The 21,598-nt window shown below is 52.9% G+C and carries 18 protein-coding genes and 10 tRNA genes; 15 read left to right on the plus strand and 13 right to left on the minus strand.

All coding sequences use genetic code 11. The features are described 5' to 3' along the window. Nucleotides 1-98: 98 nt before the first annotated feature. The 5 genes from ACO0LF_RS27725 to ACO0LF_RS27745 all read right to left on the minus strand — a co-directional run bounded on the left by ACO0LF_RS27725 (nt 99) and on the right by ACO0LF_RS27745 (nt 5,387). A complete protein-coding gene (locus ACO0LF_RS27725; protein ID WP_423020019.1) occupies nt 99-1,004 on the minus strand; it encodes a DMT family transporter in 906 nt (301 codons plus the stop codon). Nucleotides 1,005-1,103: 99 nt separating this feature from the next. Further along, nucleotides 1,104-1,907 carry a helix-turn-helix domain-containing protein gene (locus tag ACO0LF_RS27730; protein ID WP_423020021.1) on the minus strand — a complete coding sequence of 268 codons (804 nt, stop codon included), beginning with the start codon at nt 1,905-1,907 and terminating at the stop codon, nt 1,104-1,106. Between the two features lie 798 nt (nt 1,908-2,705). Beyond that, entirely contained in the window at nt 2,706-3,557 is an 852-nt protein-coding gene (locus tag ACO0LF_RS27735) for a lipase family protein (protein ID WP_423020023.1), read from the minus strand. Between the two features lie 75 nt (nt 3,558-3,632). Further along, nucleotides 3,633-4,409 carry a hypothetical protein gene (locus ACO0LF_RS27740; protein WP_423020025.1) on the minus strand — a complete coding sequence of 259 codons (777 nt, stop codon included), beginning with the start codon at nt 4,407-4,409 and terminating at the stop codon, nt 3,633-3,635. A gap of 162 nt (nt 4,410-4,571) precedes the next feature. Beyond that, nucleotides 4,572-5,387 carry an AraC family transcriptional regulator gene (locus ACO0LF_RS27745; RefSeq protein ID WP_423020027.1) on the minus strand — a complete coding sequence of 272 codons (816 nt, stop codon included), beginning with the start codon at nt 5,385-5,387 and terminating at the stop codon, nt 4,572-4,574. Between the two features lie 130 nt (nt 5,388-5,517). Here ACO0LF_RS27745 and ACO0LF_RS27750 point away from each other — a divergent pair, with 130 nt between their 5' ends. Both ACO0LF_RS27750 and ACO0LF_RS27755 read left to right on the plus strand, forming a co-directional pair. Then, nucleotides 5,518-6,033 (plus strand): DUF3224 domain-containing protein, encoded by a 516-nt coding sequence (locus tag ACO0LF_RS27750; protein ID WP_423020029.1) that lies wholly within the window; start codon nt 5,518-5,520, stop codon nt 6,031-6,033. Nucleotides 6,034-6,555: 522 nt separating this feature from the next. Continuing rightward, nucleotides 6,556-7,347 carry a hypothetical protein gene (locus tag ACO0LF_RS27755; RefSeq protein WP_423020031.1) on the plus strand — a complete coding sequence of 264 codons (792 nt, stop codon included), beginning with the start codon at nt 6,556-6,558 and terminating at the stop codon, nt 7,345-7,347. Nucleotides 7,348-7,664: 317 nt separating this feature from the next. On the opposite strand, the gene ACO0LF_RS27760 is transcribed toward ACO0LF_RS27755, so the two are convergent. After that, entirely contained in the window at nt 7,665-8,645 is a 981-nt protein-coding gene (locus tag ACO0LF_RS27760; RefSeq protein WP_423020033.1) for an alpha/beta hydrolase family esterase, read from the minus strand. A gap of 364 nt (nt 8,646-9,009) precedes the next feature. Then, on the minus strand, nt 9,010-10,602 hold the full coding sequence (locus ACO0LF_RS27765; RefSeq protein ID WP_423020035.1) for a D-arabinono-1,4-lactone oxidase: 1,593 nt from the start codon (nt 10,600-10,602) through the stop codon (nt 9,010-9,012). 494 nt (nt 10,603-11,096) lie between these two features. On the opposite strand from ACO0LF_RS27765, the gene ACO0LF_RS27770 reads away from it, so the two are divergent. From ACO0LF_RS27770 to ACO0LF_RS27825, 12 genes are all read left to right on the plus strand, one after another. Next, on the plus strand, nt 11,097-11,345 hold the full coding sequence (locus tag ACO0LF_RS27770) for a hypothetical protein (protein ID WP_423020037.1): 249 nt from the start codon (nt 11,097-11,099) through the stop codon (nt 11,343-11,345). Between the two features lie 115 nt (nt 11,346-11,460). Then, a tRNA-Pro gene (locus ACO0LF_RS27775) sits at nt 11,461-11,537 on the plus strand. 162 nt (nt 11,538-11,699) lie between these two features. Continuing rightward, nucleotides 11,700-11,774, plus strand: a tRNA-His gene (locus tag ACO0LF_RS27780). Nucleotides 11,775-11,799: 25 nt separating this feature from the next. Continuing rightward, nucleotides 11,800-11,883: transfer RNA gene (locus ACO0LF_RS27785), tRNA-Leu, on the plus strand. Nucleotides 11,884-11,890: 7 nt separating this feature from the next. Next, nucleotides 11,891-11,966, plus strand: a tRNA-Gln gene (locus ACO0LF_RS27790). Between the two features lie 466 nt (nt 11,967-12,432). Next, nucleotides 12,433-12,507, plus strand: a tRNA-His gene (locus ACO0LF_RS27795). A 152-nt stretch (nt 12,508-12,659) separates the two neighbouring features. Next, nucleotides 12,660-12,743 (plus strand) — tRNA-OTHER (locus ACO0LF_RS27800). Between the two features lie 4 nt (nt 12,744-12,747). Next, nucleotides 12,748-12,834: transfer RNA gene (locus ACO0LF_RS27805), tRNA-Ser, on the plus strand. 90 nt (nt 12,835-12,924) lie between these two features. Further along, nucleotides 12,925-13,009, plus strand: a tRNA-Leu gene (locus tag ACO0LF_RS27810). A gap of 7 nt (nt 13,010-13,016) precedes the next feature. After that, nucleotides 13,017-13,092, plus strand: a tRNA-Gln gene (locus ACO0LF_RS27815). 164 nt (nt 13,093-13,256) lie between these two features. Further along, nucleotides 13,257-13,340 (plus strand) — tRNA-OTHER (locus ACO0LF_RS27820). 277 nt (nt 13,341-13,617) lie between these two features. After that, nucleotides 13,618-13,890, plus strand: coding sequence for a hypothetical protein (locus ACO0LF_RS27825; RefSeq protein WP_423020039.1), 273 nt, complete (start codon nt 13,618-13,620; stop codon nt 13,888-13,890). Between the two features lie 70 nt (nt 13,891-13,960). Here ACO0LF_RS27825 and ACO0LF_RS27830 read toward each other — a convergent pair whose 3' ends face one another. Beyond that, nucleotides 13,961-14,092: a hypothetical protein gene (locus tag ACO0LF_RS27830; RefSeq protein ID WP_423020041.1), complete on the minus strand. Its 132-nt coding sequence runs from the start codon at nt 14,090-14,092 to the stop codon at nt 13,961-13,963. A 287-nt stretch (nt 14,093-14,379) separates the two neighbouring features. Here ACO0LF_RS27830 and ACO0LF_RS27835 point away from each other — a divergent pair, with 287 nt between their 5' ends. Further along, nucleotides 14,380-15,804: a serine hydrolase domain-containing protein gene (locus ACO0LF_RS27835; protein ID WP_423020043.1), complete on the plus strand. Its 1,425-nt coding sequence runs from the start codon at nt 14,380-14,382 to the stop codon at nt 15,802-15,804. A gap of 161 nt (nt 15,805-15,965) precedes the next feature. On the opposite strand, the gene ACO0LF_RS27840 is transcribed toward ACO0LF_RS27835, so the two are convergent. The 5 genes from ACO0LF_RS27840 to ACO0LF_RS27860 all read right to left on the minus strand — a co-directional run bounded on the left by ACO0LF_RS27840 (nt 15,966) and on the right by ACO0LF_RS27860 (nt 21,585). After that, nucleotides 15,966-17,567, minus strand: a complete 1,602-nt coding sequence (locus ACO0LF_RS27840) for a hypothetical protein (RefSeq protein ID WP_423020045.1) — start codon at nt 17,565-17,567, stop codon at nt 15,966-15,968. 275 nt (nt 17,568-17,842) lie between these two features. Beyond that, complete coding sequence (locus ACO0LF_RS27845; RefSeq protein ID WP_423020047.1) at nt 17,843-18,424, minus strand: hypothetical protein; 582 nt, start codon at nt 18,422-18,424, stop codon at nt 17,843-17,845. A gap of 1,173 nt (nt 18,425-19,597) precedes the next feature. Next, nucleotides 19,598-20,368: a putative DNA-binding domain-containing protein gene (locus ACO0LF_RS27850; protein ID WP_423020049.1), complete on the minus strand. Its 771-nt coding sequence runs from the start codon at nt 20,366-20,368 to the stop codon at nt 19,598-19,600. An 18-nt stretch (nt 20,369-20,386) separates the two neighbouring features. Further along, entirely contained in the window at nt 20,387-21,241 is an 855-nt protein-coding gene (locus ACO0LF_RS27855) for a DUF692 domain-containing protein (RefSeq protein ID WP_423020051.1), read from the minus strand. Nucleotides 21,242-21,315: 74 nt separating this feature from the next. Beyond that, on the minus strand, nt 21,316-21,585 hold the full coding sequence (locus ACO0LF_RS27860; RefSeq protein WP_423020053.1) for a hypothetical protein: 270 nt from the start codon (nt 21,583-21,585) through the stop codon (nt 21,316-21,318). Between the last annotated feature and the right edge of the window lie 13 nt (nt 21,586-21,598).

Raw genomic sequence — 21,598 nt, forward strand, 5'->3', positions numbered from 1 at the left:
CCAGTTTGATTTTGGCATATGTAGGGTGCGTTATAACGCACCGTCTTTACACACACAGTTTGTGGTGCGCAATAATCGACCCTACGCACCCTAAGAATTCAGGAAATTTTTTCCTTCGCATTATCTGCGCCACGCTTGCCCAATACAGCCATCCCGCCTATCGCCAGCAATACGCAGGTGATGCCGATAAGCTGGCCGCTGCTGACGATTTCACCCAGCACCAGCACTGCCAACATCACGGCGGATACCGGTGCCAGCGCGGTGAACAAGGCGGCTTCGCTGCCGCTGACTTTGGCTGCACCGGCATACCATAGCAAGAAACCGGCGACGGTAGGCAGCAGCGCATAATAGACGGTGGCCCAGATAGCATGGCTACCGATGGCCAGCTTCCAGGGCATTTCAAACAGGGCAGGGATGAGCGATAAAGCCAGGCCCAGACCAACCATGATGGTGGACAGGGCCAGCGGCGCAATGGCAGTCTTCAGGCGTTTATTGAGCAGGATGAACAAGGCTTCGCAGATAATCGCAGCAAAGATCAGGGCATTGCCGGTGATTGAATGCTGGTCGCTGCCACCTGCCTTGACTGCTATCGATAGCACCCCGACCCCCGCCAGCAATACCGCCAGCAGCAGGCTGGCTTGCGGCCTTTCTCTCAGCAAGCCTATGGCAATCGCAGCCGAGACTATCGGCAGGCTGCCGATGATGACTGCGGCATCGGCAGCAGATGTCATCTGCATGCCGGTGATGAGCAGGCTGGTGTAGCCGACGCTGCCGGCACCTGCCTGCAGTATCAACAAGGCGCAGTCACGTTTATCTAAACGGGGAATCCGTGTGCCAGTGACGCGCATCAAGAATAAAAAGCAGGGCAGGGCAATTGCAAAGCGCAGCGCCGTGGCGGTGAATACCGGCAAGCCGCTGCCTATCATCTTACTGGCTACCACGGTGCTGCCGACCAGTATCATCGCCAGCGCCAAATACATATATCCCAATAACCTGTCTGACATCTTTTGCCCCGTTCATCTTAAAAAGCATGAGCGTGACAGTGAGTTGTGGGCGCGTCTTGAATAAAATTGCAGTGGAGATTTAAACAGGGAGACGCTGCATCAGCGCTGCGCATAAGCACCCGGCGAAAGACCAAAATTGCGGATGAATAGCCGCGTCATATGGCTTTGATCGGCAAAGCCGCATTCCATGGCCACTTGCACCAGTGGCATGCCAGCAGCGATGAGGCGGCGCGCATGTTGCAAACGGCGTTGCAGGATATAGGCATGTGGCGTCATGCCCGTATTCTTGGCAAAGGCACGCAAAAGCTGGAAGCGGCTCAGGCCTTGTTGCTGCGCCAGGGTTTGCAGGCTCAGTTCGGCGGTCGGGTCATCATCAATCAGGCTGCGCGCATGCTGTATTGCGGGCGGTGCTGCTTCCGGCTGGCTGGCAGGCTCTTGCATGAGACGGGAGAAGAGTAAGAGCATCTGTTCTTCTGCCGACATTATTGCAGCCTGTGGTGATGTCACAGTAGCAAACAAGTGTCGCACCGCCTGGCTGATACGGGCATTGCGTATTACCGGCAGGCTGAATTCTCTCTGCCTGCTGTTACCCTCGCTGATATCATCCATGAGCGTGGCGATCAGCGCTGGTTCCAGATACAGCATTTGCCAGCTACGGCCAGCATCCCCCAGTGGTGTGCCATCATGGATCTCGCCAGGGTTGACAGTAATCGTATCACCCGCCACGGCCTCGACCACACCACGGTCACTGAGCGACTTTTGTGCGCCTTGCAATACCACACCGATACCAAACTGCGCATGCATATGCCGCCCAAAGCTATGCCTGGATTGCGCCTGCACCGCTTCCACGCCGGGTAGCTGGCAGACGAGCATGGTGAATTGTTTTTGCGGGGTGGCGGGCATGATGGATGAAATCGGGAGTTTGCTTAGGATAGCATTTTTTGAGATGGCGATGACGTTGGGGATATTGCAGGTTGGGCCGGGCCTCGCTAGCTTCGTAGGTTGGGCTACGGGGTATCAGCCCAACACTGGGCGGTTGAATAAGGTATACGTTTTTTGAGGCCCAGTGTTGGGCTGATGAAGCGTAGCCCAACCTACGCAACTTGCCCAAGCTACCAACGGAAACCTCTTTGCCTTTCTCTGTGTCTCGGTGTCTCTGTGGTGAGAGGTCTTGAATCAGGCTTTGATAAACGGAGATAGCTCGAAGCTTGGGCCGCTTCGTAGGTTGGGCCGGGCCTCGCTAGGCTACGGGGTATCAGCCCAACACTGGGCAGTTGAATAATGTATACGTTTGTTGAGGCCGAGTGTTGGGCTGATGAAGCGTAGCCCAACCTACGCAACCTGCCCAAGCTACCAACGAAAACCTCCTTGCCTTTCCTCTGTGTCTCGGTGTCTCTGTGGTGAGAGGTCTTGAATCAGGCTTTGATAAACGGATATAGCTCGTAGCTTGGGCCGCTTCGTAGGTTGGGCCGGGCCTCGCTAGGCTACGGTTTACCAGCCCAACACTGGGTGGTTGAATGGCGTATACGTTTGTTGAGGCCCAGTGTTGGGCTGATGAAGCGTAGCCCAACCTACGCATCTAGCTCAAGCTACCAACGACAAGCTCCTTGCCTTTCCTCTGTGTCTCGGTGTCTCTGTGGTGAGAGGTCTTGAATCAGGCTTTGATAAACGGAGATGGTATTCATCGCCCTGCCATATCCCTCACAAGCCCAGCACCGCCTGCACATAATTCACAGGTGCATGGTCGGCCAGCGAGCGAAAGCCGACATTCTCGCTGCGCCAGGCATATTCAAACAGGTATTCTGCCTTGGCGATGGTCTGGTCTTGCAACATGTCCAGGCCGCTTGCGGCGGCGATCAGGGCGCCATGGCGGTCCAGATAATGCATGCCGTGCAAGTGCTCATAATATTCTGATTCTGGCGGCAAGATCGTGACGATGTCGGCGCAATGCACATAGCGGTCTACCACGCGGTTCTTGAACATGGCGGCGAAGGCGGCGTTGCCCACCCGCGGTGAACCAAAAGTCACCAGGCGGCTGTCAGGCAGCAAGGCCGCCGCCAGTGTCGCTACCGCTGCCCCCAGGCTATGCCCCGTGATATAGACCCGGCTGGCCTGGGCCTGCTCCAGCCATGCATGCAATTGCCCGGCGATGCTCTCATAGGCCCGCAAGAAGCCATCATGCACCAGGCCATCGCCCTGCCAGGCCACGGGCCAGAACAAGCCGTCGATGAGGATGTCGGTAGGGTCGTCTGGCTGGGTGCCGCTAAAGGCCACATAGGCAGTATCGCCTTTGCTGACGGCAAAGCCCTGGGTGCTGCTGCGCTTGCCCACGTTGCTGCGCGTGTCCAGGAGTAGCGCAGGCTCAGTAAATTGTGCCTGCTTCAATATGCCCTGAAAATGACTGAGCACCTGCCCGCCTTCTTCATAATGCCAATACGCCAGCCGCGCCAGCTCGGCACAAATCGCATGCGTGGTCCAGGGTAATTCCGTCCCCAGCAGGGCAGGCTGGGATTCAGGATGAAACAGCGCGGTCTTGCTGGCATCGTATTGCATGCGACCTCCTGAATAGTGGGGAGCAGTGGTCATTTCAAGATAGTGCATGCTTGATTTTATTGCAAGTGTGAGCGATTATTTCCCCGACCATTGCTGTCGTATTTGCTTTTCTTTCTTTTGCGGCAATTTGTTCAAGAAGCTGCTATCCGGTATCAGGTAGCGTACCTGCATATTGCGCAAGTCGACCTGAATCACATACTGACGCGCACCTATGTACAGATAGTCTTCCTTATCTGACATGGCAGATGAGGTGGGCCACAAACCGTCTTGCAGCAAGAGCTTGTGTTTGACGTTGATCATATTTCCATTGCTGGTTTTTTTGCTGCGCCCTATGGACAACAAGGCTTCTGTACAGACCACTAACACATCCTGATCTCGCTTGAGGCTGGCGGCAAATGGTACGCAGGGGAGCTGTACTTCGACTTTGGCTTGCCAGCGCTCAGCTATCTTCGCTAGCCTTAGCCATGAACCGTCAGTAGACCCCATGTGAGATAAGCCTTCAATCGCATACAGCCCATCATTCTTTTTGATGAAATCAACTATATGGTGATCAGATATTTTGTAATATTTTTTTCTATCTTTGCTAAACCAGTACAAAGCGGCCCCAAATTCACCACAGTTATAGCCGACCAGCCAGCCATCATCCACTTCCACGACAGCGGTGTCCGTTTTAAAGGATTCTGACAGCGGTTCTGTTGCAATCGCAAAGCGCATGTCTTTGATAGTTTTCTTTGACTTTGCATCTTCGAGCCTGGCCTTGACGATAGTAGCTTCAATAAACACGCGCCACGTCAGATCAGAATAATTGGCCGCATAATTCCATACTTCACGGTCGCCATCCGACGTGGGCACTGGAATTTCTTGCCATGTACTTACGTCAGCGAGAAATGGTTTTACTGCTGCATCAGCGCAAGCTGAAGAAAGCAGTAATGCAAGTACAAGGAAAATTTGCAACATGCTGGTAGCTAACTTTGTGTTGTTGATAATCGTATTGAGCGCAATTATACAAGCCGCCTAGAAACCCAGACTCTTCTCATACTCCCCCGGCGTCATCCCCACCAGCTGTTTGAAGTCGCGCACAAAATGGGTCTGGTCAAAGTAGCCCAGCTCTTGCGCCAGGTCGCTCCAGCTCAGGGTCTTGCCTGCCTGCACCTGCGCAATGGCTTCATGCAGGCGGTAGCGTTGTATTACCCACTTGGGGCCTATGCCCACGTATTTCTGGAACAGCCTTTGCAGGCTGCGTTTATCCAGGCCAGCGATGGCCATGACATCTTCCACCGCGATGATGTTGCGGTCTTGCTCTATCCTTGCCAGCCAGTCGCTGATGTGGCTGACTTTTGCGTCAGCAGGTGGCAGTTGACGCAGCAAGAAATTTTCTGCAATGGCGCACATGCTCATGACATCATCTGTCGCCAGGATGTTTGCGCAAAATGCAGCGCCATCGGCCCCAAAGCGGGCAGCCACGTCTATCGAGGTATTGCCCAGTTGCGCCACTGCCTGCCGGTAAAAAGGATAAAACCCGCCAGGCTGGAACTTGATACCAAATACCCTGTCCTTGCCCTGCAAGGTCCGCATGAAGCGCCCGCTATGCACGCCGTAGATGCGGGCCTGGCCTTGCTCTACTACCAGGTGCAGGTTGGGATGCGGCAGGGTGGCTTGCTCTTGTGCTGGCAGGCCGCGCAAATCCCAGGCCACATACCAGTAATGCGCCACCAGGCCAGCCAGTGCAGGCGAGGGTAGTTGGCGGTGATGCTGGAATTCACCTTCGCTAAAGGCCGGGCGCAAGACGCCGCGGGCCGGGCCTGCATCTTTGGGGGCTGCCTGACTCATGCCTGCACCTGCCTGGTGACTTGTCGCGTTTTTACTATCATCTGTAAGCTGGCTCTGGTTTAATCTTGTTCATCTAACTTATTTATGTTGTCGCTCATGCAGAGCGGCGAAATTTAGCGATGGGGTCATCATGAAAACAGTTTTATCCAGCATGTTGCTCGTTGCCAGCAGCTTGTGCCTGTACACTACGACTAGCCTGGCACAAGGACAAACAAGCAGCACCACCCCAGCCACCATTGTAAAGGAGCAGCGCATGCAACACATTACCGGCAAGTTTGACGTCAAACTCAATCCGCAAGCCGCCGCCCCCGGCATAGAAGACGCCAGGCTGGGCCGCATGACCATAGACAAGCAATTCCATGGCGACCTGCAAGCCCATAGCCTGGGCGAGATGTTGTCCGCCATGGGTGAGATCAAGGGCTCGGCAGGCTATGTCGCCATAGAAAGAGTGAGCGGCACTTTGCTGGGCAAAAAAGGCAGCTTTGTTCTCATGCACACCGGCACCATGAACCGTGGCCAGCCACAATTGACAATACAGGTCGTGCCAGATTCTGGCACAGAAGAATTGACCGGCCTCAGCGGCACCATGGGCATAGACATCAAAGACAAACAGCATTTTTACAGCTTTGATTTTGTCTTGCCCTGAGTTTGTTATCAGCGACACGGTGTAGGGTGCGTTATAACGTACCGCGCAGATTGAAATCAAGACCAAAAATCTCACCACAGAGACACAGAGAAAGAAAAGGCTGCTGGCAGGTAGCCTTTGTTGCGCAGGCGTGCGATATACCGCACGAATTCCCTGCTACACCTCAGAGCTGGCACTGAGCATATTTTCATGCATGATATCTGTACTGTAGGGTGCGTTGTAACGCACCATGTACACCTCCGCAAGATGCAGGTTGTTTTAGCGATTGATTATGCAATTTTCGCAATGATGCAGTTTGTAGGAGCGGCTTCAGCCGCGAATGCTTGACACAGTATATGCAAGGCAAAACCGGTGCGTTATAACGCACCCTAGGCACCCTACAGGTCTGCGTCACGACTGAAGCTGCTCCTAAGCGAGAATGTGTTTGTCTCAAGAAAAATCTATAAATATCCACAGCATGTCTTATTTACCCACGGCGACAGCTATGATTAAATAGATGCTTCACAGATAAAACCACAGCTTATGCGCCCCGGCTGGAATCCTACCCGCAGAAATAAAAACCTTGGCACCAAGGCCCATGGTCATGGCAATGATAATCGCATGGTCGTGCCTGAGGCCTGGGGTGAGTATTTTCTTGAAAAACTGGGCTCACATGTGTTGGTCAAACGCCAGATCAAGGGACATGAGATGCTTTTTTTTGTCCAGCCTACACGCTCTGCTTATTTTTACCCCTGCAGTATTGATGATATCTGCAAGGTGCTGGCACATTGCCCTGATGAGGCGATAGCAGCTTTTGATTTTATCGTTTTGCGCCAGCCCACCCGTAAGCAGGGCATATTGCAACCAGTGTGGGGCAGGGCAGAATATACGTATGATATACGCAAGCAGCGTGGTGGTGCTGTCATCATCGAGGCGCAAATGACTGACTCTTATACCTGGACCAAGTCAGCCAACCCAGAGCGCGTCCGCGAACTAAACCGCTTGCGGCAAGACGGTCATCACATCGAAATGACGCGACGTGGGGTCCAGATTACGCACACTGTACAGTCCTTGCGCAACACCATCCTCTACCGCACGCTCTTGCATGAGATAGGTCATCACGTGGATTTCAACCGTAGCACGCTTGAAGAATGGCGAGGCAAAACCAAGGCCACCAAAGAAGACTATGCCCATCGCTATGCCACAGAGCTATATGCCAGCCTGGAAAAGCAGGGTGTAGTGCCATTCCCGGCCATCCTCGATGAGGCGGCGATGTTGCAGGACGGTGTCAAGCGCGAGTGGTTTTGTACGCCTGATAAAACGATGCATGCATAGACGAGTCGCAGGAAGATCAGCCTGATGAAAATGAATAATTGCATGTGTTGAATGCTCACCCAGGCACAGTAGGGTGCGTTATAACGCACCATGCACACACCCATAAGATGCCGGTTTCTTGGTGATAGATTATGCGGCTTTCGCAATAATGCAGTTTGTAGGAGCGGCTTCCGCCGCGAATGCTTGATATACCATAGCTTATGCAAGACAAAACCGGTGCGTTATAACACACCCTACGCACCCTACAGATCTGCGCCGCGCTCACCGTCTTGCACACATTTAAAACCGGTGCGTTATAACGCACCCTACTGGCTGCTTCAAGGCTTCAAGCCCGCCCGTTTATCCTTGAAAAATGCCCAGGCTTCTTCGGCGATTTCCAGGTCGGTGTTTTGTGCGCCGACGATGCTGCTATACATCCAGCCTGCGCGCTTGCTGATGCTGGGTTCGATATGGCCGCCGCCGTCTATCTGTAAGAATTCAACTTGCAGTTTGCCTGGGTCTTCACCCCACAGCAGGCGTTTGGCGCTGGTGGTGTCGGCGGGGTCACGGTGCGGGAAAGTATAGCTCGCTGCTGTGTCCGGCAATTGTGCCAGCTTGCGCCAGTGCTCGACGCTGGCTTCTGCACTCAGTACGCTGCCGCGTGAGCGCAGCAAGGCAAAGCTGATGTCGCCACCGGCATAGGGCATGACCGGGTCCTTGGTGCCTGCCACCATCATGACTGACAGCGGCGTCTCTGCTGGCGGGCATGAACTTGAGGCGGCCATGCCTGCACCGACGGTGGCTACCCCTGCCAGCCTGGGGGCGATTTCACTGGCCAGGCGTAAAGTCATCAAGCCACCATTTGACATGCCCATGATATATACCCTGCCCGGGTCAATATTGTATTCGGCGATGGCTTTGTCGATGAGGCTGTTGATGAGCGCGCTGTCATCTGTTTTGGGGCTGGTGGGTGCATCGCGACGGCAATCATTCCAGCCCTGCTTGCCATCGCTACCCTTGCTGCCATCAGGAGCCATGATGACCAGGTGTTCGCGGTCGGCAATCGACAACCACGAAGACAAGGGCGAGGCCAGCCGTTCTTGTCCGAACAGGTGGGTGGCAGTACCGCCATGGCCGTGCAGCAAGATCAGCAGGGGATGTTTGCCCGGCGTGGCTTGTTGTGCCTGCGCCAGCAGATAATGCCGCGGGCCTTCGGGCCTGTCCATATAGGCCGAGCTGACTGTGGCGGCTTGCACTGATTGTGCAGAAAACACCGGCAGGCAGCAGGCGGTGAGCGTCAGCAAAATGCGTTTCAACATGGTGGGCCCTTTGATGTGGTCAAGACTTGCAAGCGCAGTTTTATACCTTGCCATGCGCGCTCGCCATTGCGTGCTGACATGATAAAGCAGCTGAGTCCAGTAATCCAAATTAAAAAGCGCTCCTGAAACGATGAAGCGCGTTATTGAATCAACGGGTATTTATTCCGGGTAGGGTGCGTTATAACGCACCAGCCCGGCACTCGCAACAGGCCGCAATCCACCACGAGGCAGTAAGTAGGAGCGGCTTTAGCCGCGAATGGTTGACACCGCGTAGTGGTTGCAATGAAAAATTGGTGCGTTATAACGCACCCTACGGGGTTGCCCGGCCATTCGCGGCTCAAGCCGCTCCTACAGGACAACACGCTTACCCCAGCAGTCTCGCCACATAGGGATTAACAAACATCCCCTTGGGGTCGCGGCTCTGGCGATAGTCGTCAAAGGCTTGCACCCGCTCCGGGCGGCGGCTGCGCAAGTGGCTCAGGAAAGCCGGGTTGAAAGGGGGGGTTGCAGCGCCAGGGCCAGTGGCCGGGTCATAGAAGCCATACATCTTGCCATTGTGCGGCCAGCCACCCAGGGCCACCCATTCGCTTTCGATTTCGGCAAAAAAACTCAGCATCTTGCCTGGGTAATCAAGGCCGGTCTTGCTGGCATTGACGGCGACAAAGGCGATCAGATCAAGGTTGACAAAATAGGCATTGGCCGTGCTGGTATAGGTGCCAGCCATGGCCGTGTCACCGCCTTTGATGAAGCGAAACTCCATCGGTGCTGCGATGTGGAAGTTGCTGGTTTTATTCACCTTGTCGCTGACTGACTTCAAGACTGTCCAGATCTTGTTCAGGCTGGCAGGTGTCAGATCAGGCAGTTCTATGAAGTAAGACATGAAAATGACCCTGGCGGCATCCCCCAGCCACAAGTCAGAATTGTTTTTGCCCGCCGCCCGGACTTCACTCTTGATGACCGAGATCGCCGTCGAGGTGATGACTGATGCCGCCGCAGTACCAACGATGGGGGCATCGAAACTCTGGGCATACAGCGCGGCATCTTCGGCAATGTTTTCACCAAAGGGCAGATAGGGCGCGCCAAACTCCTGCCTTTGCGCCAACTGGCAGGCATCTGCAGCGGGCTGGGGCGCGGGGGCTGCGCCTGAGCCTGTCTCTACATTCCACCAGGCGGTGGTGAAATTGCTGGTGCCAGTCAGGGCATAGGGATTGAAGAAAGCTTCCAGCCTGGTTTTCGAGGCCAGCAAGCTGGCCATGCCATTGCTGAAGTCATTGGCGTTTTCCCATACGCTGTCAGTAATGCCGGATGTCAGGCTATTGGCATAAGGGCGTGGCAAGACCTGGATCGTGACAGCAGTGACCACGCCCAATGTCCCCAGCGACACACGGGCAAATTGCAGCGGCGACCACAGGCCAACGCTGGGTGTGCTGGCATCGATGGTCGTCACTACGCCATCCGGGCCCATGATGGCAAAGGCGCTTACGGTCTCTGCAAAAATTGGTGCCTGCACAGTGGCACCGTGCACATCCACCGCCGTCATGCCGCCGAGGCTGAAGAAGCCGCCCGCGGTGACGGTTTGCAACATCAATTTGTTTTGCGTCAAAAAGGCATCGAGTTCATCTTCACGCACGCCAGTGTTGACGGTGACACTACTGCCATCACTGCCCAGTTGCAGGCGCTGGTCACCCTCGCTGCCCAGATCGGCATAGCAAGACAAATCAACGATAAGGAACTTGCTGGTCGGGGTTTCACTGCTGGCCACCAGCGGGGTTTGCGCATGGCGCTGGCCAGACACGCGCACCTGTTTGTTTTGCGCAGCGGCATTGCTGATGATGGTTTGCAACTCCGCCCGGTTACGCGGGGTGTAATAATAATTATCGCCCTGATAATGCAGATTCTGACTCCAGTTTTGCCAGACGGGCGAGCCGGGTTTGCTGTCTAGGGTGCTTTGTGACATGGGTTTCTCCTTGGGTGCAAGTGAAAAAGGCGAGCTTGATGCGTAGGGGTTTGCCTGTATCTTTTTACCCCAAAGGCATGGGTAGATGCACCGTCTGGACAGGTGCAGTATTTAGCTTGCTGACTTTACCGGCAGCACATGTCGCACATGGGCATAGCCCAGGCTTTGGTGTTGCGCGACAAGTCAATTTTGCGCTAAAGCTTTGATCAATATTACTTTACTGACAGCTGCTCTTGCGCATAAATAACAATATTTTGATGTAAATAAGTCTAGCATAAAATTTAATAAAATCTGATATTTCTGCGATGCGCTGGTTATGCCTTAGCTCGCAGTCAGCTTTAAAAATAATCCCCTGTTGCAAAAATATATCAATTAATTGAATAAATTCGTCATGCCATGCTTGTTTTATTTAAAAAGCTGTGGCAAGATAGCTCCATCGAATACAGCAACACCCAGATTTACTACCAACACTCAATTAAAGAACAGGACATATTGTGAAAGCCACGCTACTCCAACAACTGAACCAGAACTTGCGCATCATTGCGCAGGCAATGGCACAGGCTGGTGCAGCGTTCCTGAACGCAGATTTGCTCCCGTCCTCACCCTTAGCCCTGGCTACTGCTCAACTGCCCCTGCAGCCAGCACAATCCAGCTCGCAATTCAGCCTGCCCCTGCATCATCTGGGCGCATGCTGGCAATTCAACATCCGGGGGGAAACCCCACAAGTCAAAGGCACCAGTTAAAGGTGCACGCCACTTGTAGCAAAAAGCCCGGATGCGATCACAGCACCGGGCTTTTTGGTTTTTGCAGGACAGAATTTTTAAAGCCTGTTTGTTTTAAGCAGACAGCAAGATTTTTCGGAGTGTGGCGCAGCCTGGTAGCGCTACTGCCCTGGGAGCAGAAGGTCCGAGGTTCGAATCCTCGCACTCCGACCAGTTTGAACGTTGCATCGTTCTGTAGGGCGCGCCGTTGATACGGCGTGCTCTACACCCTGGATTTGACGATGCGACTGATTTTGTAGGGTGCGTTACAACGCACCCTACAGACTGGAAGCAAGTAAAGACAGATAAAGAAATAAAGAAACAGCCTGCTTTGGGGTGGCCATGATTTAACGGTGAAAATCGCGGATTGTGATTCCGCTTATCCCGGTTCGATTCCGGGTGGTCACCCCAAAGCAGGTTGAAGTGAAGAATCAATGCACGTGTGGTGGAATGGTATACACGCTGGTCTTAGAAACCAGTGCCGCAAGGATTGGGGGTTCAAGTCCCTCTACGTGCACCAGTATTACGGGGGATTAGCCAAGCGGTGACGGCATCTGGTTTTGAACCAGACATTCCAAGGTTCGAATCCTTGATCCCCTGCCAGTTTGAGAAGTGAAAGTTTAATCGGAGTGTGGCGCAGCCAGTGGACTGCAACAGTGGAATCGAGAGTGAAGGACATGTGCCCGGCGTATCAGGGCAAGGCAAGGTTTGGAAAAATGAGCACAGAGATAGCGGGGCTATCGCGAGCATTTGCAACGCAGCCATGATCGCCGCGCACATGGCAGGCACTCCGAATTCCACTGTTGCAGTTCACTATAGCGCAACTGCTTTGGGAGCAGAAGGTCCGAGGTTCGAATCCTCGCACTCCGACCAGTTTGAACGTTGCATCGTTCTGTAGGGCGCGCCGTTGATACGGCGTGCTCTACACCCTGGATTTGACGATGCGACTGATTTTGTAGGGTGCGTTATAACGCACCAATTTGCCCCGGTCGTGGTGCGTTACAACGCACCCTACAGACTGGAAGCAAGTAAAAACAGATAAAGAAATAAAGAAGCAGCCTGCTTTGGGGTGACCATGATTTAACGGTGAAAATCGCGGATTGTGATTCCGCTTATCCCGGTTCGATTCCGGGTGGTCACCCCAAAGCAGGTTGAAGTGAAGAATCAATGCACGTGTGGTGGAGTGGCATACACGCTGGTTTTAGTTTTGTAGGGTGCGTTATAACGCACCAAATCACCCGAGACAAGGTGCTACAGAAGCGGGCTGAATGCCCAAATTGAAAGTGATCGATAAAAGCGCGTGTGGTGGAATGGTATACACGCTGGTTTCAAAAAACAGTTTCGTCAGATATGAGGGTTCGAGTCCCTCCATGCGCACCAGTTTGGAAACGTGGCAGAGCGGCCATTGCAGCTGTCTGGAAGACAGTAGGGCTGAAAGGTCCCGTGAGTTCGAGTCTCACCGTTTCCGCCAGTTTTGTAGGGTGCGTTATAACGCACCAATTTGCCCCGGTCGTGGTGCGTTACAACGCACCCTACAGGCATGGGAGAGTGAATGATGAAAGCGCGTGTGGTGGAATTGGTATACACGCTGGTCTTAAACACCAGAGCCAAATGGCATGAGGGTTCGAGTCCCTCCGCGCGCACCAGTTTTACAGGGGATTAGCCAAGCGGTCACGGCACTGGGTTTTGATCCCAGCATTCCAAGGTTCGAATCCTTGATCCCCTGCCAGTTTGAGAAGTAAAAATTCAGTAGGGTGCGCTGTGCGCACCATGCCTGCCAAGTGTGACGCAAGACGCGTGCTGGTGCGCATGGCGCACCCTACGAAATCAGACGATATTGAGAGCTGTGGCGCAACGCATCTTGCAGTAGCCAGTTGAAGAAAAAAATAAATTGAAAACGTGGCAGAGTGGATCAATGCACCTGTCTACATACAGCATCGCTGTCGGGGGCCGTGAGTTCGAATCTCACCGTTTTCAGCATACAAGAATAGTCTGCGCATGGCTGTCCTTGCCCGCATGGCGCGGGAGCATAATTTTATAGGCAGGCATATCGCGGCTTGATAGAATGCTGCTCTTGCACATAATCCTGCCCCACTTTATTTGAAAGTTAAAACTAATGCGTTTTCTTGTGATCCTGATGGTTGTGGGTGTTATTGCCAAACTCATGCTAGGCATGGGGAAGCAAGGATATACATCTGTTGTGAGCGATACGAAAGCTAAGACGGTCGTTGAGCGTATAAAGGAAAAATTGCCGATGACCCTGGACAACGGCTTGCGTATTGATAAAGCAGATTACAAGGACCGTGTCATGAGCATGTATGCCACAGAAGAGTTCAAACAAGAAATTTCAGCCGAGCAGCGCCAGGCATATAAAAAGTCGCTGGTCCAGGCGTATTGCCGGGGCAAGATGAAAGCCCTGTACGATGACCGTATCGCGCTTGAATATGTCTTCACTACACAAGCACGATCCTTGAATGATCTGTCTACAGAAACCTGGAAAGTTGCCCTGCAACCGGGTGATTGCTAATAGCTGTGTGCTACTTGTGCGCATGTGTGATCGAGGCGCATGCGCTGTTCTTCATCCCCACTGACGTTCGCTACAGATCGCCAGCATCTTGTGAACGCTTGCCCGGTTCATTTTCAAAAAACGCGATATCTTTACCGCAGCTTCCAGTGCGAAAAATGATGATGCGCGAGTAGGGTTTAACTTCAGAAATATCCACGCTCATACCATCTGCCCCCAAATTTCCACGTTCTGTCGCAAACAGCTTATGTGAAAAATCCGATTCAATAAGAATGGCGCATCCCAGCAGAAATTCTGATGCTGTACACCAGACAGCTTCGGTGTCAGCAGATTTTTTTTAGGGAGAAATGCCGCAATTTTTCCATTCATCATTGATCAGATTAAGGGTTCTTCACCATGTCTTCCATCTACAATAAAAATTCTGCACGGCAGCCAAAGACACAAAAGACGCATGGTTTAGGTAAATTCAGTGTAAGTATTTTGGCTGCAGCCATGTTAGCCTTGCCAGTCGCGAGCTGGGCGCAAAGTACCGGCGCTGCAAACATCAGCAACGCCGCCAGCAATGTCGCCAGCAATGCCACAGCAAAGAGTTTTGACGATGCTTTAACCGACTATTTCAAGGCAGAAATGCCGGGCGCAACTGTCATCGTCACGCGTGATGGTAAAACCCTGTTTCGCAAAGCCTATGGTCTCGCCGATGTCGAACATAAAACCGTTTTGCAACCCGACATGATGATGCGCATTGGGTCCATCACCAAACAATTTACGGCAGTGGCGATACTGCAGCTGGTCGAGGCGGGCAAGCTTAGTCTGAATGATGATCTTGGTAGTGTGTTGCCCGCATTTCCGGCGAAAGGGCAAAAAATCACGATAGAGCATTTGCTCACACATAGTTCTGGCATCAAGAATTTTTTGGCGATGCCAGGTTTTGGCGACATCGCAGACAAGCCAATGACGGTCGCGGAGATGCTGGATTTCTTCAAGAATGAGCCCTTGGAATTTGCGCCCGGCGAACATTTTGCTTACAGCAATTCAGGCTACTTTTTACTTGGTTTGATCATAGAGAAAATTTCTGGTCTGTCCTATGGCGACTATCTCGCCCAGCAAGTATTTAGCCCTTTGAATATGCGTCATACCGCTTTCGAGGGGCGTGAAAGAGATGCTCAAAGGCGCGTCGAGGGATATGTCAGAGGCAGTAATGGCATACAGAAAGCCAGCCCCATCAGTGCCAATATTGGCTATGCTGCAGGCGCACTGGTTTCCACTGTCGACGATCTGGCGCTCTGGGATCAAGCCATCGCTGAAAATAAATTACTCAAGCCCGCGTCCTGGCAGCAAGCCTTGCGTCCGCATGTGCTGAACGATGGAAAAAGCAGCAATTACGGATTTGGCTGGATGTCCATCAAGATACAGGGCGTGGCAGCCAACGCGCATGATGGAATCATTCCAGGATTTAATTCCTTTGTCATGCGCATCCCTGAACAAAAGGTATTCGTCGCAGTCTTGAGCAATGACGGCAGACTCAATCCGAATTCTGCCTATATGGCGGAAAAAATTGCAGCCATCGCGATCGGCAAGCCGTTTCCTGAATATAAGGCGATTCAACTCGCGCCAGAGGTGCTGGATCAGGTAGTTGGTGTATATAAAATCAACGCCAAGGAAGACCGCATCGTCAGCCGTACAGGTAGCCAGGTTTTTATACAAAGATCGGGCAAGAGCAAGATGGAAATTCTGCCTTACTCCGTTAGCGAATTTTTTGTCAAGGATAGCCCGGCGCGGATACATATGCGTTTTGAGAAAAACGCCAACGGCGAGGTAACGCAGATGGTGTTGGTGCAAAATCAGGAAGAAAGCATTTCTCCCCGCACCAGTAATCAAGTGCCGACGAGTGCTGGCACGCCCGGCGGCGGTGGCTGATTTTTTGCCTGAGTCGTTTCGGTTGGCGCTGGCGGCTCAACCTGGAGCTTCGTTGCGATCTCCAGGTTGATGTGGGAAATATCGTCAGCCGGACCGTTTCTAAACGCGCAATGACTTCTGGCCTGCTTGTTCGTTAGCAGGCCAGCAGTGTATTCATGGCCTCATTTAAAATGAAAAGAATCCATGAAGGCCACAATTTTGTCTGAGCTATCTTCTTTGACTGGCGCAGTTGCTTCCAGGATGTAGACAGTCTTGCCAGCAATAAAAAGCTGCATATGCTTGAGGCTGCCCTTGCCTGTCATTTTCAGGCTGAGCCCCTTCTTGCCTTCTCGCGTAAGGGTTTTATCTTCAATGATAATGGCTTTCAGATCGCTGACGATGCCATCCCGTATCCCTTCCAGGAAAGGCAGGGGCTCGGCCGGTTCATCTGCAATATCGAAATAGGTAATGGCATACTGGAGCTTGCCTGAACCTGCCAGGTAAGTATGGTTATTGCGGACCTCAGGCGGGGCGGCAAGCTGTTGCTCTACCGGCTTACCGGGCATATTGATGCTGAAGTGCTGGCCCGCCGGAGAGAATTCCGTCATTGCCGTTTCCGGTGCAGAACTCAGGTGATTATTCGTGTACGAGGCGTAACCAATTTCTGCCAGTATCAGCACCACCGTCAACAGGATGACATTGCTCATGTCATGATTGGACTCAGGAATCGCCTCTTTGCAACCCAGCAAACCTATCTTGTAACCCTGGGTGCGCAGAATGGAGCTGGCGCGTAAATTGATGGCCAGTATGGCCAGTATATTCACAAATGGGGTGAAAGCCAGGATGCCGACGATGACTTTAAATGGCCGCCCCCAGCCACTACCACGGTACATGCGTATCAAACCATAAGCGCTCATGACCGCAACCAGGGCCAGAAATGGAAACACCATGACCGCAGCCTGCATGCCACGCATGTGGAAATGCTGCACCGACCAGACCATGCCTGCAAATATCAGCATGGCCAAATTTAATAAGCGCATGCCACTGGCAAGATTGCCGATTTCCACGTAATCGTAAGTATGTGGTGCTGACGGGTTTCGCGTACTGCTGCTGGCACTACTTGTACCTGTGCCTGTGCTGGTCCTGGCACCAGACTTGTGTGCAGCAGCCGGTAACACCGGAAACGCCATGCCTATGTCGCAGCGGCTAAAAATCCAGTTATACACAGCACGATTTTGGGCAAACACCGCCGCAGGTGCACTGATGGTGACTGAAATCAGCATGCTGTCAGTGCGCAGGCAGCAGATCAGTAAATGGCTGTCTTCATCTTCGCCCGGCAGGCGGCCCTGGTATTCTGCCACGATGCCCTGGACGCGGCTGCCCCAGTTCTCACCCCGGATGGCAACAGGCTTTGTCACCTGCGTCATCTCTGGCATTTCTTTGGTCACCATGGGCAGGCGCATGCCCACCCATTTTTCTATCGACACATCCTGGCGCGCAAAGCCCTTTGCTTTTAGCTTGGTACCCGTGGCCATGTCATGCAATTGCAGGGAGCGGCTATTCTTGGTTTCGCGCCAATTACCTGGCGCATACAATTCCAGCCCCAGGCTGACGTTACGAAATTCTTTAGGATGCAAATTGGCGATGTCATGCCCCGTCAACTCGCGCTGACTGGAAGGGACATGGCTGATCTCGGGCGTTCTTTCTGGCTTATCCCAGTCTTCCAGGCTCAGGGCACTGGCCGACTGGCCTTGCGGCTTGGCGTTGAAAGAGTCAAATTTCATATTGCGTATTCTTGTTATTAAAGGAAAAGCAGACACTTCTCCAAAATGGAAGCGTGGATTAGAACATCGACTAGGTAATTGTGTCAAATTGTTTCAGAAACTTACAAATAGACACACTTTCGGAATATAAATAGTGACAGGCAGGCCGCAAGTTGCAGTCCTGCCTGTAGTGAATGAGATCAGATCAGGGCAGTACTCCTCAGAGCAACTACTTTATTTGCTTTTGGATATTATTGAAAAGTAAATGCTATTTTGCCAGGCATGCTAGTCATGGCTTACATCGCTGGCAAGGCAAACGTCGTCATGGGTGTCTGGCCTTCATCGATAATGGCGGCCACAGCGGCAACAAAGGCCGCTTTGTCCGGTGCCGGGCCCAGGCCAAAATTGCTGCGGCTGCCATTGCAGATACCGGTCAGCATGGTAAATGCCTGGCCACCTTGCGGCATGACACTGTATTCCAGGCTGAAAGTGCGATAGTTGTCCGGCGGCGTCTGGCAGACGATGGCCATGAAATAAGTTTCATTGCGGTACAGGGGCGTAGGCATTTGTATCGTGATGATCTCGCTGCCTTTGGCCGTATGGTCGATGAAGACGGCCAGCTCTTCACTAGGGATAATATCAGCCGGGTTCTTGATGGTGCTGCGGCCAAATTCATCCCAGGTATCTGCCACCAGTGTACGCCCGCTCTGGCGCAGGTGTTCGGTGAAAATCGCGGCAGCATCTTCACGCAAGAAACGCGGCAGGATAATCCGCGTCATGGCCCAATGATGATCACGCTGGCCTGATTCAGTAGGCAGGCGCATGGGCCTCGAAGATGTTTGCTGCTTGTCGGAAAAAGCGTCGTCGTTTTTACTCATGGAGACTCCTTGTAAATGATGTTGCTAACATCAGGGGTGGATGAGAAATAAACTGCTGGGGTAAAAACATCAGTACAAACGCGAGAGCAGGGGACTGTGCTATGAAAATAACGTGGCATTTTTATGCGCTTATGCACAAGTCATTTCCCCTTTTTTCTGGCGGACGCGGATTATGGAGCAGGCAAGCGCGCAGCGCTAGTGGCTGTGATGAAAATAATTGAAGAAATTTGTGGGCTGTTGCAATGTCTCAACCAAGCAGTCATTTATTCGCGCGCAAGCCTTAACCCAGCGGCCATGACCTGCATTTTGGTTTTATAATACGTATCATCGACGCTTGATATTTGCCACATTTTGGTGGCCCGTAGGGTGCGCCATGCGCACCACTGTCAAGACCAAAAATCTCACCACAGAGACACAGAGCTGACACGGAGAGTAGCTCATTGTGCGCCCTTTTTTAATGTGCACAAAGCGGCGCACAAGGCGGTGCGCGTGGCGCACGGCGCACCCTGCAAGTATATTTTTCATTGATACCTGCGCAAACCCTGCCGTCTTTTACCTGGATATCTTCTCCATCGTCATTCCTGCGCAGGCAGGAATCCATGGTGTTTGTGCCGTGAGGTTTAAGCTACCGTAAAGTGTGTGCAGTGAATGTCCAGATGGGCGGCGTTTCTTCGTTGAACAATGAACGCCGCCAGGCTCCAGCCTGCGCTGGAGCGACGATGCCTGGGGTCGTCACTATCGATAGAGAGTAGGGTGCGTTATAACGCACCATCGGCACTATCGGCGACATAAAAACGGTGCGTTACAACGCACCCTACAAAATTTTTCGTTGATACCTGCGCAAACCCTGTCGTCTTTTACCTGGATATCTTCCCCATCGTCATTCCTGCGCAGGCAGGAATCCATGGTGTTTGCGCCGTGAGGTTTAAACTGCCGTAAAGTGTGTGAAATGAATGTCCAGATCTCGCGTTTCTTCGTTGAACAATGAACGCCGCTAGGCTCCAGTCTGCGCTGGAGCGACGATGCCTGGGGTGGTCGTTGTTGACAGAGAGTAGGGTGCGTTATAACGCACCATCCGCACCATCCGCACCATCGGTCACATAAAAGCGGTGCGTTACAACGCACCCTACTCGATGGTCGTCACCATACGCAATACCCTGTTACTGGCCGATATCAGGCTTCCTCAACACCTGCCAGCATTTCATCGACCACCCAGGTTTGCAACCAGCCGCCGATTTCGTTGGCGATGTCGGGATTTTTTTCTGCTGCTTCTTCGCACACTTCAGCAAAGCGCTGGCCCCGGCTGAGTTGACGCAAAGCTTCTGCTTCTTCAGTAACGAGGGAGCGGAAGTGCGCCTGCAATTGCTTGCGCCAGATGATCCAGGTGGCGGGTTCTGGCGTGCAGGTGGGGGCAGGTGGTGTTGCATCGTCATTCAGGGCCAGCCAGATGGCAACAGCATTCCATTGCATGGACAGGAATTGCAAGGAGCTACTGGTGCGCAAGCCTACCGTTTCCCAATCACTGATGGTGGCCAGATCAGGCAAACCCAGAATCGCGTGATCTTCTGCATCAAAGGCTGTCCCCAGTGCCCATTCAAATTGCGCCAGCTCAGCCACTTGCGGGTGCTCGGTCATATGTGCACGCAAATGCAGGGCAAACTTGTCGCCAAACCAGCGCAGATTGCGAAAGGGCGAAGGCTGCGCGGTGATATAGCTTGCGCATGCCTCGTAAAATAATTCATCACCCAGATACGCATGGGTCTTGCTATACGCCTGGGATAGTGCATCGCGCAGGCGCAGGCGATAAGCCTGGTAGTAAATATCCAGGCGGGCATCGCGATCCAGGCCAGGCGTCTCTGCCAGATGCGAGTGCATGCTGGCAGCATCACGCTGGCCTAAAATAAATTCCTGGAAATTGTCTTGCAAGGTCTGGGTGTTATGCATGTTCATCGTCCTCAACTACTAAGCAGCCAGGGCTGGCGACAAAACGCCATGGCAAACGCGGCGCGCCTGATCCAGCTCGGCCACCAGTTCTGTCAGTGGCGGGATATTGTCATCGCGCTCTATCATGCTGGGTACGGCACCAAAGCGGCGTATTGCCTGCGCATACAAGTCCCATACCGGGTCGGCGATAGGCTGGTCATGGGTATCGACGATATGCGTGCCGTGGTCGCTATGCCCGGCCAGGTGGATTTGCTGTACCCGTCCAACAGGGATGCCACGCAAATAATCCATCGCATCAAAACCATGGTTGACGCTGCTGACATAGATATTATTCACATCCAGCAAAATCATGCTGTCTGCCTGCTCGGCGATGGCGGCCACAAATTCCCATTCGGGCATGCTGTCGCTGCTGTATTGCAGATAGCTGGAGACGTTTTCCAGCACCAGCCTGCGCCCCAATACATCTTGTACACGGCGCACATTATTGACGACCAGCTGTATCGTCTCTTCGTTATACGGTAGCGGAAAGAGGTCATGCATATTCTTGCCATGTACACCCGTCCAGCAAATATGGTCGGATACCCATAGCGGAGATACCCGCTCCATTAACTTCTTCAAGTCTTGCAGGTATTCTGCAGAAGGCCCTTCAGGCGAGCCTATCGACATCGACACGCCATGCATGACCACCGGGTAATCAGCACGTATCGCGTCAAGCATGGCCAGTGGTTTGCCACCGGGCACCATATAATTTTCTGACAAAATTTCAAACCAGTCCACCGCTGGCTTGTCAGCCAGTATCGGCAGGTAGTGCTCAGTACGCAAACCCAGGCCAAAGCTGGTAGATGAGAGTGGGGGTGGGAGGGAATTTGTCATGATGAATAAAGAGGAAGTAAAAACACAAAATGCGCCAGGCCCAAGAGCCGGCGCATTTCATCAATCAGCCTGGATTATTTATCCAGATCAATGATTTTGCCGCCTTTAGCCAGGCATTGACCAGCAGCAGTCGCTACAAAGCCATGGCCTTTGCAAGAATTTTGGCCTTTGCAAGCGTTTTCTGCTGTCTTGCAATCACTCGTACCTTTGCAGCTATTGATGCCAGAGCAATGCACTTTGTCACCGGCGCTGACAGTGCTGGTGCCAGCCAGGGCCAGGCCAGACAAAGCCATAGTAGCAGCGGCAGCAGCGATCAGGGCACCAGTTTGGATAGATTTTTTCATGATGTGTTCTCCG

Source organism: Undibacterium sp. Di27W (genome assembly GCF_049340345.1).
Lineage (GTDB): Bacteria > Pseudomonadota > Gammaproteobacteria > Burkholderiales > Burkholderiaceae_D > Undibacterium.

Coding starts and splice junctions, on each gene's coding strand:
- ACO0LF_RS27830 (WP_423020041.1), bottom strand. CDS start 14,092: ATGAGCGTGGATATTTCTGAAGTTAAACCCTACTCGCGCATCATCATT.
- ACO0LF_RS27760 (WP_423020033.1), bottom strand. CDS start 8,645: ATGTTGAAACGCATTTTGCTGACGCTCACCGCCTGCTGCCTGCCGGTG.
- ACO0LF_RS27730 (WP_423020021.1), bottom strand. CDS start 1,907: ATGCCCGCCACCCCGCAAAAACAATTCACCATGCTCGTCTGCCAGCTA.
- ACO0LF_RS27860 (WP_423020053.1), bottom strand. CDS start 21,585: ATGAAAAAATCTATCCAAACTGGTGCCCTGATCGCTGCTGCCGCTGCT.
- ACO0LF_RS27765 (WP_423020035.1), bottom strand. CDS start 10,602: ATGTCACAAAGCACCCTAGACAGCAAACCCGGCTCGCCCGTCTGGCAA.
- ACO0LF_RS27855 (WP_423020051.1), bottom strand. CDS start 21,241: ATGACAAATTCCCTCCCACCCCCACTCTCATCTACCAGCTTTGGCCTG.
- ACO0LF_RS27825 (WP_423020039.1), top strand. CDS start 13,618: ATGACCCTGGACAACGGCTTGCGTATTGATAAAGCAGATTACAAGGAC.
- ACO0LF_RS27850 (WP_423020049.1), bottom strand. CDS start 20,368: ATGCATAACACCCAGACCTTGCAAGACAATTTCCAGGAATTTATTTTA.
- ACO0LF_RS27835 (WP_423020043.1), top strand. CDS start 14,380: ATGTTAGCCTTGCCAGTCGCGAGCTGGGCGCAAAGTACCGGCGCTGCA.
- ACO0LF_RS27735 (WP_423020023.1), bottom strand. CDS start 3,557: ATGCAATACGATGCCAGCAAGACCGCGCTGTTTCATCCTGAATCCCAG.
- ACO0LF_RS27745 (WP_423020027.1), bottom strand. CDS start 5,387: ATGAGTCAGGCAGCCCCCAAAGATGCAGGCCCGGCCCGCGGCGTCTTG.
- ACO0LF_RS27840 (WP_423020045.1), bottom strand. CDS start 17,567: ATGAAATTTGACTCTTTCAACGCCAAGCCGCAAGGCCAGTCGGCCAGT.
- ACO0LF_RS27725 (WP_423020019.1), bottom strand. CDS start 1,004: ATGTCAGACAGGTTATTGGGATATATGTATTTGGCGCTGGCGATGATA.
- ACO0LF_RS27845 (WP_423020047.1), bottom strand. CDS start 18,424: ATGAGTAAAAACGACGACGCTTTTTCCGACAAGCAGCAAACATCTTCG.
- ACO0LF_RS27755 (WP_423020031.1), top strand. CDS start 6,556: ATGCGCCCCGGCTGGAATCCTACCCGCAGAAATAAAAACCTTGGCACC.
- ACO0LF_RS27750 (WP_423020029.1), top strand. CDS start 5,518: ATGAAAACAGTTTTATCCAGCATGTTGCTCGTTGCCAGCAGCTTGTGC.